The 13,999-nt window shown below is 60.7% G+C and carries 15 protein-coding genes; 11 read left to right on the top strand and 4 right to left on the bottom strand.

The window, feature by feature from the left end; all coding sequences use genetic code 11:
• Nucleotides 1-11 precede the first annotated feature (11 nt).
• The 8 genes from P9292_RS42840 (at nucleotide 12) to P9292_RS42805 (ending at nucleotide 8,559) form a co-directional block, all read left to right on the top strand.
• Nucleotides 12-1,013: a type IV secretion system protein gene (locus P9292_RS42840; protein WP_309966379.1), complete on the top strand. Its 1,002-nt coding sequence runs from the start codon at nucleotides 12-14 to the stop codon at nucleotides 1,011-1,013.
• Entirely contained in the window at nucleotides 1,010-2,377 is a 1,368-nt protein-coding gene (locus P9292_RS42835) for a TraI domain-containing protein (RefSeq protein WP_309966376.1), read from the top strand. The genes P9292_RS42840 and P9292_RS42835 overlap by 4 nt, the downstream gene beginning before the upstream one ends.
• Nucleotides 2,374-4,245: a conjugative transfer system coupling protein TraD gene (traD, locus tag P9292_RS42830; protein ID WP_309966373.1), complete on the top strand. Its 1,872-nt coding sequence runs from the start codon at nucleotides 2,374-2,376 to the stop codon at nucleotides 4,243-4,245. Before P9292_RS42835 ends, traD begins: the two co-directional genes overlap by 4 nt.
• 10 nt (nucleotides 4,246-4,255) lie before the next feature.
• Complete coding sequence (locus tag P9292_RS42825) at nucleotides 4,256-4,774, top strand: hypothetical protein (RefSeq protein ID WP_309966370.1); 519 nt, start codon at nucleotides 4,256-4,258, stop codon at nucleotides 4,772-4,774.
• Nucleotides 4,731-4,985 carry a hypothetical protein gene (locus tag P9292_RS42820; RefSeq protein WP_309966368.1) on the top strand — a complete coding sequence of 85 codons (255 nt, stop codon included), beginning with the start codon at nucleotides 4,731-4,733 and terminating at the stop codon, nucleotides 4,983-4,985. The genes P9292_RS42825 and P9292_RS42820 overlap by 44 nt, the downstream gene beginning before the upstream one ends.
• The gene (locus tag P9292_RS42815) at nucleotides 4,978-5,592 is read left to right on the top strand and encodes a DUF4400 domain-containing protein (RefSeq protein WP_309966364.1); all 615 of its coding nucleotides are present in this window, start codon (nucleotides 4,978-4,980) and stop codon (nucleotides 5,590-5,592) included. Before P9292_RS42820 ends, P9292_RS42815 begins: the two co-directional genes overlap by 8 nt.
• A gap of 399 nt (nucleotides 5,593-5,991) precedes the next feature.
• Entirely contained in the window at nucleotides 5,992-6,828 is an 837-nt protein-coding gene (locus P9292_RS42810; protein ID WP_309966361.1) for an ATPase, read from the top strand.
• A gap of 9 nt (nucleotides 6,829-6,837) precedes the next feature.
• Nucleotides 6,838-8,559: an ATP-dependent helicase gene (locus P9292_RS42805; protein WP_309966358.1), complete on the top strand. Its 1,722-nt coding sequence runs from the start codon at nucleotides 6,838-6,840 to the stop codon at nucleotides 8,557-8,559.
• 189 nt (nucleotides 8,560-8,748) lie between these two features.
• Here the strand turns inward: P9292_RS42805 and P9292_RS42800 are convergent, their stop codons facing one another.
• The 4 genes from P9292_RS42800 to P9292_RS42785 all read right to left on the bottom strand — a co-directional run bounded on the left by P9292_RS42800 (nucleotide 8,749) and on the right by P9292_RS42785 (nucleotide 10,989).
• Nucleotides 8,749-8,931 (bottom strand): hypothetical protein, encoded by a 183-nt coding sequence (locus P9292_RS42800; RefSeq protein ID WP_309850942.1) that lies wholly within the window; start codon nucleotides 8,929-8,931, stop codon nucleotides 8,749-8,751.
• A gap of 59 nt (nucleotides 8,932-8,990) precedes the next feature.
• Nucleotides 8,991-9,443: a polymer-forming cytoskeletal protein gene (locus P9292_RS42795; RefSeq protein WP_309850939.1), complete on the bottom strand. Its 453-nt coding sequence runs from the start codon at nucleotides 9,441-9,443 to the stop codon at nucleotides 8,991-8,993.
• An 11-nt stretch (nucleotides 9,444-9,454) separates the two neighbouring features.
• Nucleotides 9,455-10,303, bottom strand: coding sequence for a hypothetical protein (locus P9292_RS42790; RefSeq protein WP_309966356.1), 849 nt, complete (start codon nucleotides 10,301-10,303; stop codon nucleotides 9,455-9,457).
• An 89-nt stretch (nucleotides 10,304-10,392) separates the two neighbouring features.
• On the bottom strand, nucleotides 10,393-10,989 hold the full coding sequence (locus tag P9292_RS42785; protein WP_309966353.1) for a DUF1845 domain-containing protein: 597 nt from the start codon (nucleotides 10,987-10,989) through the stop codon (nucleotides 10,393-10,395).
• A gap of 677 nt (nucleotides 10,990-11,666) precedes the next feature.
• On the opposite strand from P9292_RS42785, the gene P9292_RS42780 reads away from it, so the two are divergent.
• The 3 genes from P9292_RS42780 to P9292_RS42770 all read left to right on the top strand — a co-directional run bounded on the left by P9292_RS42780 (nucleotide 11,667) and on the right by P9292_RS42770 (nucleotide 13,927).
• Entirely contained in the window at nucleotides 11,667-11,933 is a 267-nt protein-coding gene (locus P9292_RS42780) for a hypothetical protein (RefSeq protein ID WP_309851262.1), read from the top strand.
• On the top strand, nucleotides 11,930-13,261 hold the full coding sequence (locus P9292_RS42775) for a hypothetical protein (protein ID WP_309966350.1): 1,332 nt from the start codon (nucleotides 11,930-11,932) through the stop codon (nucleotides 13,259-13,261). The genes P9292_RS42780 and P9292_RS42775 overlap by 4 nt, the downstream gene beginning before the upstream one ends.
• Nucleotides 13,262-13,444: 183 nt before the next feature.
• Nucleotides 13,445-13,927, top strand: a complete 483-nt coding sequence (locus tag P9292_RS42770; protein WP_309966347.1) for an NADAR family protein — start codon at nucleotides 13,445-13,447, stop codon at nucleotides 13,925-13,927.
• The last annotated feature ends 72 nt before the right edge of the window (nucleotides 13,928-13,999 follow it).

Below are 13,999 nucleotides of genomic sequence, written 5' to 3'. Positions count from 1 at the left end.
TGCGATCAGCAATGTCGCTCACAAGGTCGCTCCTCGTCTTTCTGGCGGTGATCTGCTGCATCGGCTTTACTGCTAGCCGCGCAATGGCACAAGCGGCCCCCGCTGTGCCGGCGTCGTCGACTACCTCGGCTGCACTGCTGGCAAGCCAGGCGGGCGACTTTAGCAAGGGGGCAAGCAGCGCCGCACAGCAGATCCATGTTCTGCTCGGGAACGTCGTCACGACGGCAGTGGATGCGAGTTCCAACGTGATGAGTGAGGCCAATAAGTTCGCGTGGGGCCTGGGCGTTATCTCGCTAGTACTCGTCGGAGTGAGGTTCGCCGGGACACACCATCCGATTTCCGCGTGGGTCGACCTGTTCGAGGAAGTGGCCGTCCTCGGCATCTTCGTCGCCTTGTACCTTGGCTACACGTCGTCGGCGGCTGGCTTTTGGACGTGGTTTGAGCAGTTGGCGGCACATATCAGCAATTCCGACAACGGATCGGTGGGCTCCCAGATGGCCTCCCTAGCGGGGACCATCATCGACGCGCTCACGGCGAAGCTCAAGACGGTCAAGCTGTGGGACATTCCTGCGCTGTTGACCGATGTCATCGTTCTCGCCTTCGCGGGGATGCTCATGGTTCTCGCCTCGATCATCTTCGTTTATTACACCGCGATTGGCCAGATTCAGGCCGCTGTCGGTATCGTCCTTGGCCCGATTGCAATCGCGCTCGGCTTCTCCTCGTACACGCGCAGCTATTTTAAGAAGTGGCTCGATTGGATGATCAGCGCGGGGATGTACACCGTTGTGGTGGCAGTCCTGATAAAGCTCGTCGGGACGTCCATCTCAGACGCGGTAAGCAAGGCGACGCACGTAGGCGGATCTACCACCGTCAACGGGGCGTATGTCTTCGACCTGGCGGTGTTCGTGCTGCTGCTGTCCTTCGAAATTCCGAAGCTGGCAACGATCTTCGGCGGCGGTGCGACGGCAACCGGTACCGGTGCCCTTAAGCTGGCAAGCAAGTTCATCCCATGACAATTGCTCACGAAGCTATCGCGATCGAAGACTTGTTCGCGACGCACCATAAGCGCATTGAGCTCGTTCGCCAGTGCGCGAACGAAAGCACTGAGGCGGAATTCGCACGTAAGTGGGTGTCCGTCTTGCGCCGGTGCGCGAGCTGGTTCTCCTCCATGCCGCTCACGCCGGATCTGCACTGTGAGCCGGGCGGTGCTTTCCGCGCGACGATCGAGTCGACGTTTTATGCGATGCGGCTGGCCGGTGCGCAGAAGTTCGCCGCGGACCTCACGTCCGACAAGCGGCGGCGGCTCGAGCCGCAATACAACTATGCGGTCTTCCTGGCGGCTGCGTGTTCTCTGCTTGACGAGCCATTCCGTCATTTCGAGATGATTCGCCTGTCAGACCGGTCGAAGTGGAATCCGGCGGCGCACGGCGCGTTCGGCGCATGGCTGGGCGGCGGCCAATACACGGTGGAACGGCGAGCAGCGCCGCTCAAGAACGAGCGGATGCGCACCGCGATGTTCGCCCAGACTGTCATCGCGCCGGACTTGCTCGCCGGGTTTGACACCGGGGTGCTGGACGACCTTTTCAACGCGATCAATCCAGAGCGCAGTCCGCAAGGTTACGAGCCGCTCGTCCATAAAGTGGTACGGCAGGCGATGGACGTTGCCGTGGACTTTGAGCGCAAAGCGCAGAAGGCGGTGTTTGCGCCGGTCAAATACGATGTTCCGTCCGCCGTGCATGTCGCCCTCGCGCTCGAGCCGCAGTTTGTCCAATCGACGGCCCCGGCAGGCGGTGAGACGTCCTCAAACGAGCCACATCCGCATCCAGCGCCGGCATCCGGCGACATGGCGGCCCCGACTGCCGCGGCTTCGACAACGCCCAGCGCGGCCGCAACGAACTCCGCTGACGAGAAGGTCTCAGGAGCCCCGCCTAAATTGTCTCAGTCGTTGCGTGACGCGTTGGAGCGCAGCCAAGCACCGGGCGATGCAGCCGCAACGACTGAGTCCTCCACAGTCCCGACCCCCGCGCCACGGCGCCCGGCAGCGATCGACCCTGCGGCGGCTCATACCGGCCGTGGCACCGGCAGCCGAACCGGGCCGTCAGACGAGGAACTAACTGAGGTGCTGGGGCCGGGTGCCGCGATGATGAAAGAGTTTTTCAAGGCACTCGCGGGCGACGTCGCGTCGGGAAACGCGAAGGTCACCTGGGAAGAAAAAGGCCTTGCCGTGCAAAAGCGCCTTGTCGGCGCGTACGGCATGACGAGCGATACGCTCGTCGAGCAACTAAAGAAGCGGCAGCTACTCATGCGCGCTCATGGCACCGATATCTGCATCGTTGAGCGAGCAGGGCGTCTCATCATGGAGCGGCCAGCGGCATGAGCTACGTCAACCACTTCCGACCCATCTACGAGTTCAGGCCATTCGTCGTCTGGCCGGTGGTCATCGTTGGAATCCTAGTCTCGGGGATGCCGTACGGCTGGGCATTCGCTCTGGCCGGTGTGCTGCTGCTGTCGATACGCGCACTGCAAATCTGGAAGGCGCTGAGCTTTCGCATGGCGATTTCCACGAAGTGGCTCAGCAAGATCCATATTGACAAGCTCCTCGCCACGCAGAAGACGATGCGGCAAAAAGCGGACTCGATGTACTTGGGCACGGGCTACGAATGGACGCAGAAGCACACGCAGATCGCCCACGAGATTCTTCGCATGCCGGTGACGGATATTCCGTCGTTGCCCAAGTGGCTGCCCAAAACCGAAATCGGTCGGACCGTCGAGGCGCGCATTGAACGGCTGTTCGGACCGAGCGACAGCATCCGGGATCGCATGCCCCAGGGATCATCGTGGATCCACGGCATGGAGCCGCAGAAGGTGAAGGTGCCGTTTCACTACAAGGCAATGGGCGGTCACACGCTCGTAGCCGGCACAACAGGCGCGGGCAAGACCCGGACGTATGAAGTCATTTCCACGCAGGTGATCCATAACCCCAAAGACGTTCTGATCATCGTCGACCCCAAAAACGACGACGAGTGGAAAAAGCGCGTTGAGAAGGAGTGCGCCCGCACCGGCCGCAAGTTCCTCTACTTCAATCAGGCCAAACCGCACGAGTCGATTCGCCTGAACCCGCTCGAAAACTGGTCGCAGCCGTCGGAAATTCCATCGCGGATTGCACAGTTGATGGAAGAGGGACAGTTCCGGGATTTCGCGTTTCTGTTCATCGACCGCGCGGTGAAGGGCGAGCTGTACGTCGGCGACAAGCCCAACCTGCGATCGATTCTCAAGTACGCGCAGTCGGGGATTTCCAACTTGCTGGAACGCGGCCTGCGCCGCTTCTTCATCGAAAATGGGCTGGCGGACTGGGAAGAGCTGACGGTCACGGCAACGGTCAAAGACGCGCAGCGCCGCAACGACGCGTCAATGGTTGACGGGATGGTCAAGCTGTATCTGGACCGGTTTGCCGCCCACGATCGCGGGCACGAGACGATCGACGGATTGATCGCGACGCACACGCACGACCGCGAGCACTACATGAAAATCATCGCCTCGGCGCTGCCGCTGCTGCAGATGCTGGCGACCGGCGAAACCGGGTTAATGCTCGCACCGAAGGCAGATGACTTCGAGGACGAGCGTGAAATATGGGACATCGACAAGATCATCAAGCAGAAGGCGGTCCTCTACATGGGCCTGGATTCCCTGTCGAACAACATCGTGCAGAAAGCGATCGCCTCAATGGCGCTGTCTGACGTCGCGGCGGTGTGCGGGGCGATCTATAACTTCTACGCGGAGAAGCCCGACGTCGTGCTGATCATCGACGAGATCGCCGAGGCCATCAACGAGCAGGTGATTCAGATCCTCAACAAGGGACGCGGGGCCGGGTTCAAGGCGTTTGTCGCTTTTCAGGCGCGCGCCGACCTAGAAGCAAAACTCGGAAACGCAGCAAAAATGCTGCAGGTTTTGGGTAACCTGAACAACCAGATTGTCCTCAGACTGGAGGACTCAGATACTGCTAAGTGGTTCTCCGACAAGGTCGGTGAAACCGCGATCCACGTGGTGAACGTTTCGAACAGCTTGAATACTACGACTGAGGCGCATGCACTGGAATTCAGCGGCTCGCAATCGCGCTCACTTCAGCTTGAAAAGGTGCCATTGATCCCGGTTCGCCTCCTCCATAGCTTGCCGAACTTGCAGTACTTCATGCGCATCTCGGGAGGTGCCGTGTATCAGGGTCGAATTCCCATCATCGAAGGCTAAACCTAAAACTATGTCCGCTGCATACAAACACATCATCCGCGATCACAAGCTGTCGCACCGGCTCATGCCGGTGTTCAACGTGTCGCCGGATCTCGAGCTCGCGTGCTCCCGCGTGGCCGACTTCATCGGCGAACGATTCATGGGAGACAAGCGGCCGTTGGCTGCTGAGATGATTGAATCGGCACTCGACAGCTACAGGCGGGCCAAGCGCAACGGCGAGCCGTACGTGGCATTCATGCAAGGTCTCTTTGAGCCGGCCCAGGCACTTTACGCGCGTCGTTACGTTGCGCGCCGTGGCGAGAAGGTGGAAGTGTGGTGCCCGATGGTGGAGGCGATCACCGCGTTTGAGCAGCGCCATCCCGACCACGAGCTTGAAATGGTCGACGAGCGCTGTCCGGACCATATCACGCAGCGTACCGCAGCATTCCAGCTCGCATCCCGCGTGCTGCACGGCGAGACGTTCCGCCGCTACTTCGAGGAATACGATGTCGCTCACCGTTACGATGATAGCGAAGTTGTCGCAGACTGATTTCCGCACGGCCAAGCGAGCACTCGAGACCGCGATGGCATTCGACGGCGATGCGAACGCCGCCGTCCCCGAAGAGTTCACCCATGGCGCCGGCGCACGTTGCTACGCCCTGGCGACCATCGCCGAGTATCGCCCGGCGCTATTCTGGTGCGGGCTGTTCGCCGTAGCTCTGATACCCGTGTTGGCAGCAGTAAAGGTGCTACATGGCTAGCCGCTTCGGTTCGCACCTGAAGGTCTGGTTTCTGTTGGTCCCGGTGTTGGCAATAGCCGTCATGCCTGCGATGCCCGACCGGAAGCTATTCGAGGTGCCGGACGTCGAGACTCAGTCGTTGGTGGACACGGTTGGGCAGCAGAAAGTCGATACTGCGGTGAGCCGGGCGAACGAGATATTTCGCCATGCGTTCGTTGATACCGGCCTGCTGCACCGGACACTGAACGCGTCCGGGAGTGTTGGCGGGATGAACGACGGGGGCTTTTCCAGCTTCGCGCATACGTGGACCGAGAATTTCTGGCTGCTCGTCTATCGAATCGTCTTCCGAGCCATGGTGATGCAGCTATGGATCGTGGGCACAATCCTTTTTGCCCTTGGAATGTTCATCGATGGCACCGCTAGGCGAAAGATCAAAGCCTCGGCGGCGGGTTTCGTCAGCCCACTGTCTTTCCACCTCGCGAGCCACGGCCTCTTGCTGGTTTTCGGCACGCTCTTAGCCGTGCTCGTTGCGCCGTTGCCCGTGCTAGCGGGATACTGGGTCGCGGCCGCAGCGTTGTTAGGCGCGCTTCTGTGGAAAGCCGCAGAGTCGTTTCAATCTGCGCGCTAGGAAGCAAATAGTAAGGCGAAGCCCGGAAAGCTCACAAAAAACAGCGTCTTTGTGGCAAACGGGCTTCATCATGATACGGTCCCCAGCCATAAGCACCCCCTCCTCGGCGCTCCCTCACGGAAGCGCTGTCTCGCCCCGAGCCGGCCTGTCCTTGCTCTCACCGACCTCCATTCTTGAACGCGCGGATGACCGTACCGTGCGTGCGAGCCCAACGCGGCACTGCGCGCAACCATGTTCCCACTAGGCTCCGTCGTCGGAAAGGCGCGCGAAATAGTCGCTGTTTCGGACGTTGACCGGTGCCCCGGACCGCAACAATGGACCCCATAGGCAACGCGCTTTGCTTGCCTGATCACCCACGATGAAACGGGACCCATGCGGTCCAGACAGGAGAAATGGCGAATGAGCACGGTTGTCGAACCCGGCAGTGAAGAGAACGTCGCGTTGAGCGCACTCGAACAAGGTACGGTCGAGGCGCCGCTCACGACCGACGGCGCGGACGACGGAGAGCTTGAGCGCGAGTTGACGCAGATGGAGGCGGATGCGGATCGCCTCCAGAAGGAAGGCGTGATCTCGTCCGACGACGCGCAGATGAAGCGGGCGGAAGTGGCGAAGACGCGCAAGCTGTTTCGCGACTTGCCTGCGGCCGAGCGTATTGCGATCGTCAAGCGCCGCCGTGAGATCGGCCGTCAGTTGTTGGACCGCCAGCTTTCCGGCGCAGCAGTCGTGACCGCCCGCGTGCGGCTGAACCATACCCGCTTGAAGCCGCTGTTCGAACAATGGTGGCCGTACATCAACCGCATGAGCATCAACATGCAGCGTTTCGGCCGCTCGACCTTCGGCGAGAGCGACAAGGAAGTGGTCAACAGTGCGCTCGAAAAGCTGCTCGCAGGCATCGAGAGCTACGTGGACGAGCAACTGCGCGTCGCCGAAGGCTTCCGGCAGCAGAAGGAAGCGGAGCTTCGCGCCAACAAGGAGTTCGTGTTCGAGCCGACCATTCCGATGCCCGCAATGGACATCGAGGTCGAGGCGTACTCGCGCTTCTCGATGCGCGTGCTGAGCGCCATCATGAAGTTCGACCGTGCGATGGATCACTTCGACTTCATGGTCTGGAACGGCATTCGCGACCAGTCCGACGTGGATGATGAGGCGGTCAACTTCCTCAAGCGCTTCAATCCGCTCGGCATTCGCGGGTACATGACGCACCTGAAGCTGATGACGACGGTCCGCGGCAACTAAGGAGGCGCGATGCTGGACGAGCTCAATCCCCAGCAACGGGAAGTCGCCCAGTTGCGCCAGCATTGCGTGGCGATCGCCTGCCCGGGCGCGGGCAAGACGAAAACGATCGCCACGAAAGCAGCCCTGTTGCTGCAAGACAGCGCCGCGACGGTCGGCGCCGTCACTTTCTCCAAGGACGCCGCGCTCGAACTGCGGGAGCGCATCCTGGCGGCCGCCGGCGAATCCGTGAAGAAGCGCCTGATCGCCGGCACCTTCCATTCGCTCGCCTTCAAGCAACTGAAGCGCCCCGGCGCACGCGCGCTTGATATCGCCTCGGACGGTGACCGGCTCGGTCTGCTCATCCGCGTGATGCAGGAACTCGGCCGCGACGGGAAGGCAGAAGACGTCATTCCAACGATCGAGAAGATCAAAACCAATTTCGGGCGGTGCGATCCGGACACTGCCGACGGCGAGCTGTACCACGCCTATCAGGACGCGCTTGCCCGCAACGGCAAGATTGATTTCCAAGACATGCTGCGCCTCGCCGTGGAGGGGATGGAAAACGGAACCATCGCCCCGTACGCGTTCACCTATCTGCTCGTTGACGAGTTTCAGGATACCGACCCGCTGCAATACAGGTGGATCGAGCTTCATGCAAAGGCCGGTTCGATCGTGACGGTCGTCGGCGACGATGACCAGAGCATCTACGCTTTTCGCGAGGCGCTGGGCTATCGCGGCATGGAGTCGTTTATCCAAGCGTTTGACGCGAAGCCGGTCGTGCTCGGCAGCAACTATCGCTGTCGTGCAGAGATCCTCGGCGCGGCCGACCGCGTGATCCGCAACAACGTGGACCGAATCGCGAAGGTCCTGCGCGCGGAGAAGGGGGCGGGCGGGAGCGTCCTGACATCGCGGCACCCGGACGAGTACGAGGAAGCGACCGCTGCAGTCGAGGTGTTGAAGCCACTGCTTGCCGAAGGTCAATCTTGCGCCATCCTTGCGCGCACCAACCGCATCCTTGACCCGCTCGAATCCGTCTGCCGCTCTCACGGTATCAAGTATTACCGCGCATCAGGCGCATCGGTGCTGAGCCGCCCTGAGGGCGCACTCATGTGCAACCTCCTCGAAATAGTCGAGCGCATCAAAGACACGGGTCTCGACGCCGTGCTCGCCCACCTTGGCCTGACCGCGCAGCAGTTGCGCGCCTTGCATGCCGACATGGGGGCAGAGCTTACGCAGATGGGCCGCGCTGAGTTAGTCAAGCTAGGGCTGCCGGAGGACGTTGCGACGAACTACCGCGAGTTCATGAAGCGTCTGGCCGAGTGGCAGAGCCTCTGCGACCGGAAGTTCTATTCGCTCACGCTCTCTGGCGTGGCCGAATGGATGATGAAGTACGCCAAGAAGGAATCGGCGATACGCGCCATTCAGGCGACCGATGCCGTCCTGTCGCGGCTCTCAGGTTCGTTCGCAGAGCGGCTGCTGTTCCTTCGGCAGGACAACAACGAGCCCACTGCAGGCGCTCTGATCCTCACGACCATGCACAGCTCGAAAGGGCTGGAGTGGGACCACGTCTGGATCGCGCGCAGCGAAGAGACGATTGTCCCCGATGCGAAGTCGACGGAACCGGAGGAGCGGCGACTGTTCTACGTCGCAATGACGCGGGCGAGAGAGTCGCTCATGATCTCGGGCACGTCGAAAAACTTCGAATCACGGTTTGTCGTCGAGGCTCGGCTCGCACCGGTGGTAGCAGCGTAGGGTGCAGAGGGATTCTCCTCGTCGTGATTCGCATAGGCTTTGAAGCAGCGGGCGCAAGGCAAGCCGGATCCGTCGGCTTTGAGCAGTAGGCGTCGAAGCCCGCCGCTTGTTCGTTCGCTTGGACGGCCGTATCAATGCGGATGCGGGCGGTGATCGAAGCCGTCAAGCTCTCGGCTTCAAAGCGAGTTTTTACCTTGCGACGGACTGGTATGCGGGACGGTTCCAGTGCGGCGTGTCAACGGGCATCGCGTGGCTATTTACCAGTCGTCCCGTATCGAGCATGCAAAAGCAATGGCCTTCGAACGCGGCTTCTTGCGCTGCCGCGTCCCACGTCTTAGTGACGAAATCGAAGATCGGTTCGATGGGTTTCATGATCAGGGTTCTTAGAGACTTTGACCCGTTATCGGCAAATAAACAGGCTTATTCAGGGCTCAGGCGATGGCGCGCGAGATCTCCGTCACGTTCGATTCCGTGCGCTCCTGGCCCTTCGCATCGTCCAAGCGCGGACCAGCGATAGGCCCTTCGTCCGGCGCCGAATCGGCCTCTATCGTCAGCATTCTGGCAACGCGCTTAAGCGTGCCGTTGAGCGACGCACGCGGACCGAGGCGGATCGTGCCGGAGTAGAAGATGTCACCCGAGACTTGGCCGTTGATTTCCAGCGAGCCACGCGCGTGCACGTCGCCGTCAACGCGCCCGTCAATGCGAACGTGCTCGCCCTGTGCGCTGCCCTTAACGAGACCGCCTTCGCCGATGTGCAGTAGACCCTGCGTGGAGATGATGCCGCCGTCGAGCAGGCCGAAAGACGAAATGCCGTGATCCACGACCATGTCGCCGGTGATGGCGCAGCCGCGCGCGATAAGCGTGATGTTGAGTTCGGTTTTCATGGTGTCGATTCCTAGAACATTTGCACTTCGTTCGACCCGCCGCGGGTCGCGGGTGCTACTTTCTTATTCGATGCGGCTGCGCCGTCGGACTCCGTGGTCTGCTCGTCGCGCGCGCGCTTTGCGTGGTGGCGGTAGCTGTGCGAGTGCGACGGCGTGGACGTCTCTGTCGTCGCGCCGTCTGTGGCTTGCGTCGTCGCGGCGGGCGTTGCCGTCGTGGCCGACGTCGTCGGTTGCTGCCCAGCGCTTTGCGCTGCGGGTGCGGCCGCCTTCATCGCGGGGGAGTTGGCTGCAGGCTGCTGTGTCGCGTCCGCGTCACGACGGGCTTGATGAATCGGCGACGCCGCCGCTCGCTGCTCCTCCGTCGAAACCGGGGCCGCCTTAGATGGCGTCGCGTCAACGGCAGGAGCGTTGCTCCCGAGCGAATTTCTGAACTGGTCAGCCGTCAAGCCAACCCCCGAAGGAGCGAGGTCCTTCGCGGTGAGCATCGGTGCCACGGCAACCGGATGAGGCGGCTCCGCGTCGATCGGGTGCGTCGCTGGTGCGACGGTCTGTTCGATTGCCGCGAGCTTGCCCTCGCCTGAAGCCGGACGAGCGGTGTGGACCGATGGTGCGCCCAGTGACTTGTAGAGAGAAGCGGCCCGCATGCCTGCCATACCGACCACAGCGGCGATTGCCACCGCCACGAGCGTTTGGCGGGCGGTGGGCGCTGCCTTCGGGAGGCGCACCTTCATAGTGGGTGCCCTGTCATCGGCAGCTAAGTCCGCCGGCGCCGGAACGGCCGCAATCTGCCGTGGCAGATCAATGGTCATCGAGTCGGATGCGAACTGTGCGTGCAGTCGCTGGATATCGCGTAGGTCCATTTGAGGTCCTCTCGTCGTTGCATTAAGTCGAGCGTAACCAGCGCTGCCGCTAGTCAAGACAGAGAGCGCATGCGCGCGCTCAAGACGGTTTAGTGGGCTTGACCAGGGTCGGGAAGCAACACACCTTCGGGGGCAAAGCGATCGTTGTCGAAAATGCAGAGATAGGCGATCTTGCGAATCCGCGTTTGAGCGGCATCGAGGGTGCTTTGACGAGCTTCCGAGCCCAACGATCGAGCGATCAGTGCGCCCATCGTCAGTAAGAAGAGTTGGTCATAGATTGTGAGCAGGCGTACCAATCGTCCAGACATGGCGTGCTTGATTTCGAGCGTCACTATCTCCGGATACGTCGCAGTCTGCCTCTTGGGCAGTTCATTGGCCCAAGCCATTGCTTTGCGGAACCAGCCCTCGGCCACTCGAAATTCAGATTCGATAGCGATGAGCTTGCCGCCGCGAGCGACGGTCATCTTCGCTGCTGCAAAGTTGAAGTCGCCCCGCAAAAACTCACGTGCGAATCCCGAGTGGTACGGCAGTTCAGTCTTGGCCAGCGTATCCGCATGGATTCGCGCGAGCCGACTGTCGTTGGTCAGGCGGTCGAGCCGCCGAAGACCGCTCTCGCCAGTCGGCGCGACCGGAGGTGAGCTTGGTCTTGATCCGTCTTCAGGTGCTTCCATGTCGGTACCAGCCATGATCGTTTTCGGTATGTCTGTGTTCTCTCTCACATAAGATTTTCATTGTTTAGGCAAGAGTCAAGGCGGCGAAAGCTAGGTCAAATTCGTGAGCTTTCGAGCGCACGTGTGCGTCATTAACGCGGATACTCAACTCCATTCCCCGCGTCACCGACGCATCGACCTCGACTCCAAGCCCGGAGTCCATCTTTTTTCTGCAAGTCGTGCCCGCCTCGCGCGTTGGCATGCTCCGACCGGATAGCTACCGGTGTGGAAATCTTCCTTGTGCTGAGTGTGCTCGCTACACACTCCCCAATTTCAGCCGTGATACTCGTACCTGAGCCGCATTCATTTGCGCCGGTACATCGTTCGAACCCGGGTTTTCGGGTGTTCTCTCTCCAGAGCCTGATCTGGGTAGAACGATCGAAGTTGGCTGATCCGTGATTCCTGCGGCGGAAGTAATTCCGAAAAGGGCTGTTGCGCGGCGTGACCATGCTGCGCGAGAACGACTTTACGTTCTCTGACCGAGCGACACCGGCTTATGCCGGCCGCTCCCTGCACGCCATGTCCCCGGAAGGGACGTGGCGCGTAGGTCTCTATATCGATTTCACGAAGCTCGCTCCCTCACCGGAGCGGGCTTTTTTTTCGTCTGTCGCTTCCTGCGGCCGGACCTTTCTCAACGGAGGTGCTGTTCCATGTTGTTGCCCGACCGCCTCAATCAACGTATCGCCGAGGCCATCACGCATCAAATCAATGCCGAGCGCGAGCAGGCGGACACCACGTCCCCCGTTTGGCGTGAGCGGTGCGAAGTAGCTCGGGTCGCGATGTTCAGCGACGCAGAGCGCTCAGTCTTCATTTCCCATATCAGCGAACGTCGCGGCAGTGCGGCAGCCCGAGAGATGCAATCTCAGGCCGAATCACTGCGGACAAACGCCATCTTCTTTCTCGCAAGGAAACCATCATGAATGCAGTTGTTCAGATGTTCGATCACGCGCCGCGTAGCCTCGTTGAAGAACGAGCTATTCGCCCGCCCACGATCGGCAAGATTCGCCCCGGTATCAAGGTGCTCACGCGGGCGCACCAAGCCAACGAAAAGGCGGTCAAGCTCTATAACGACATGGTGGCCGCGGGTGAGTCGTTCGAAGCGATCGGCAAGCTGCTGGAAACGTCGCTGAAGCTGCGCAACGCGCTCGTTCCGCGAAACGTCGATTACTTCGTCTGCAGACGGTCCGACTTCTCCAATCCGGACACGGCCGATGAGATCCTGCGGCTGTATGGTGAGGATCGCGGGCAAGGCTTGCGGCTGTACCGTTTCCCGATCATGTTCGCGTTCGACGACTGGCTGCGCAATGTGCCGAATCAGATGGCCGCGTACACCACAACCGGGCGACAGTATTTCTCGGAATACGACCGCGACGGCAAACGCTATTGCAAGACGTATGCACCGGTCGAGCGTAACGCCCGCGCACAGCGGGCGCGGCGATCCTTCGGTGGGCGACTGGTCGTTCACCGGCAAGACGACGACATTCCCGATGGCGTCTGTGATGCTCACGTCTGTCCGCAGTATCAGGACCGCAAGTGCAATCTGACGGCGAACTTCCTGTTTGCTGTGCCCGATGTGAAGGGGCTGGGCCTGATCGAACTGCCGACCAATTCCATCTACGTGCTGCAGAAGGCGTATTCGGCGATGCAGACTGTGGCGCTCGCGCGTGGCAGGCTCACCGGCACGCGGTTCTGGCTCTCGAAAAAGGAGTTCGACATCACGCGCATAGATGACAACGGCCAGCCCGTGCGTCAGAAGCAGATGCTGACGGTGCTCGATGCCGACATTGACCTAGGCGCGCTGCTGGATGGCGCGGACGAGGCTCAACCGGCGCCGGCGCTTGATGCAGCTAGTCGCGCAGTGGCTCTGCTGGAGTCGGACGGAACGGTACAGTCGATCGGCGACGCGGCTCCTCAGCCGGATGGTCAAGCCGCCGGCGCAGAACATCCGGGCGACGGCGCATCATCGGTCGTTCACGATGATGGACATGACGACGACTCGCCGGATCCTGATGAGACGCTGGAAGACAAGCGTCACCGCATGTCGGACCTGCTGCATCGTCTGGGCCTAAGTCAGCCGGAACGACAAAACGGCTTTCGCAAATACGCGCACCAGACGTACGGTCGCGGCTGGATCGAACGCATCGCTGACGTTGATGCGATGAATGCGCGTCTTAAGAACGCGCTCGACGATCCCGCCTCGCTTGACGTCGAAATTCAGGACGCGATTGCACAAGCTGCTTACGTCTGACCTTGGCCAGTCCCCTACGGGGGCTGGCATCCTTTCCTCGGCGTCTCACTACCTTTATCGCTCGCGCATGAGAGCATTTCAGCAAGAACCGCTTGCTCAAATGTTTTCGACCGCGCTGTGTGTGCGCATCGAATTCGTCCGCTTTGGCGGCCCATCTAACTTGTTTACGCGAAGGAGCTTCCGATGCGTAGAGTCGGCAACTTCACGCTGTTCTTCGGCGCGGAAGACGCTTTTAGTAACTGGCACCCGTGCCGCTTTACTTACCATGACGTCGATTTTCGGTCGGTAGAGCAGTTCATGATGTTTTCGAAAGCCAAGCTGTTCGGTGACGAGGACATTGCCGAAGCTGTGCTTGCCACGCATCTACCGAAAGAGCAGAAAGCGCTTGGCCGGAAGGTCAGGGGCTTCGACTTCGATACCTGGAAGGCTAAGCGCGAGTCGATCGTCTACGTCGGATGCCGTGAGAAGTTCGCGCAGCATCCGGGCCTGCGGACCTTGTTGCTCGCGACCGCACCGACCGAGCTTGTCGAAGCCAGTCCTTATGATCTGATCTGGGGCGCGGGCTTAGGCGAGCATCATCCTGACATCACGGACAAATCGAAGTGGCGCGGCCAGAACCTCCTGGGGAAGGCGCTGATGAAAGTCCGCGACACGCTTTCAAAGTAATCCCTTTCTTAGCGCGCCGTAGCGGTGCGTCGGCAAATACTGGCTACCTTCGGGTGGCCTTTTTTCTTTTAT

The sequence above is a fragment of the Caballeronia sp. LZ001 genome (genome assembly GCF_031450875.1).
Classification (GTDB): Bacteria; Pseudomonadota; Gammaproteobacteria; order Burkholderiales; family Burkholderiaceae; genus Caballeronia.
Note: the sequence above shows the minus strand (reverse complement) of the source record. Positions and strands in the feature narration are given on the sequence as shown.

Bases quoted from the DNA above. Each gene is read 5' to 3' on its own strand.
- P9292_RS42810 (WP_309966361.1), top strand. From the start codon at position 5,992: ATGAGCACGGTTGTCGAACCCGGCAGTGAAGAGAACGTCGCGTTGAGC.
- P9292_RS42785 (WP_309966353.1), bottom strand. From the start codon at position 10,989: ATGGCTGGTACCGACATGGAAGCACCTGAAGACGGATCAAGACCAAGC.
- P9292_RS42835 (WP_309966376.1), top strand. From the start codon at position 1,010: ATGACAATTGCTCACGAAGCTATCGCGATCGAAGACTTGTTCGCGACG.
- P9292_RS42790 (WP_309966356.1), bottom strand. From the start codon at position 10,303: ATGGACCTACGCGATATCCAGCGACTGCACGCACAGTTCGCATCCGAC.
- P9292_RS42820 (WP_309966368.1), top strand. From the start codon at position 4,731: ATGTCGCTCACCGTTACGATGATAGCGAAGTTGTCGCAGACTGATTTC.
- traD (WP_309966373.1), top strand. From the start codon at position 2,374: ATGAGCTACGTCAACCACTTCCGACCCATCTACGAGTTCAGGCCATTC.
- P9292_RS42770 (WP_309966347.1), top strand. From the start codon at position 13,445: ATGCGTAGAGTCGGCAACTTCACGCTGTTCTTCGGCGCGGAAGACGCT.
- P9292_RS42825 (WP_309966370.1), top strand. From the start codon at position 4,256: ATGTCCGCTGCATACAAACACATCATCCGCGATCACAAGCTGTCGCAC.
- P9292_RS42805 (WP_309966358.1), top strand. From the start codon at position 6,838: ATGCTGGACGAGCTCAATCCCCAGCAACGGGAAGTCGCCCAGTTGCGC.
- P9292_RS42815 (WP_309966364.1), top strand. From the start codon at position 4,978: ATGGCTAGCCGCTTCGGTTCGCACCTGAAGGTCTGGTTTCTGTTGGTC.
- P9292_RS42775 (WP_309966350.1), top strand. From the start codon at position 11,930: ATGAATGCAGTTGTTCAGATGTTCGATCACGCGCCGCGTAGCCTCGTT.
- P9292_RS42840 (WP_309966379.1), top strand. From the start codon at position 12: ATGTCGCTCACAAGGTCGCTCCTCGTCTTTCTGGCGGTGATCTGCTGC.
- P9292_RS42800 (WP_309850942.1), bottom strand. From the start codon at position 8,931: ATGAAACCCATCGAACCGATCTTCGATTTCGTCACTAAGACGTGGGAC.
- P9292_RS42795 (WP_309850939.1), bottom strand. From the start codon at position 9,443: ATGAAAACCGAACTCAACATCACGCTTATCGCGCGCGGCTGCGCCATC.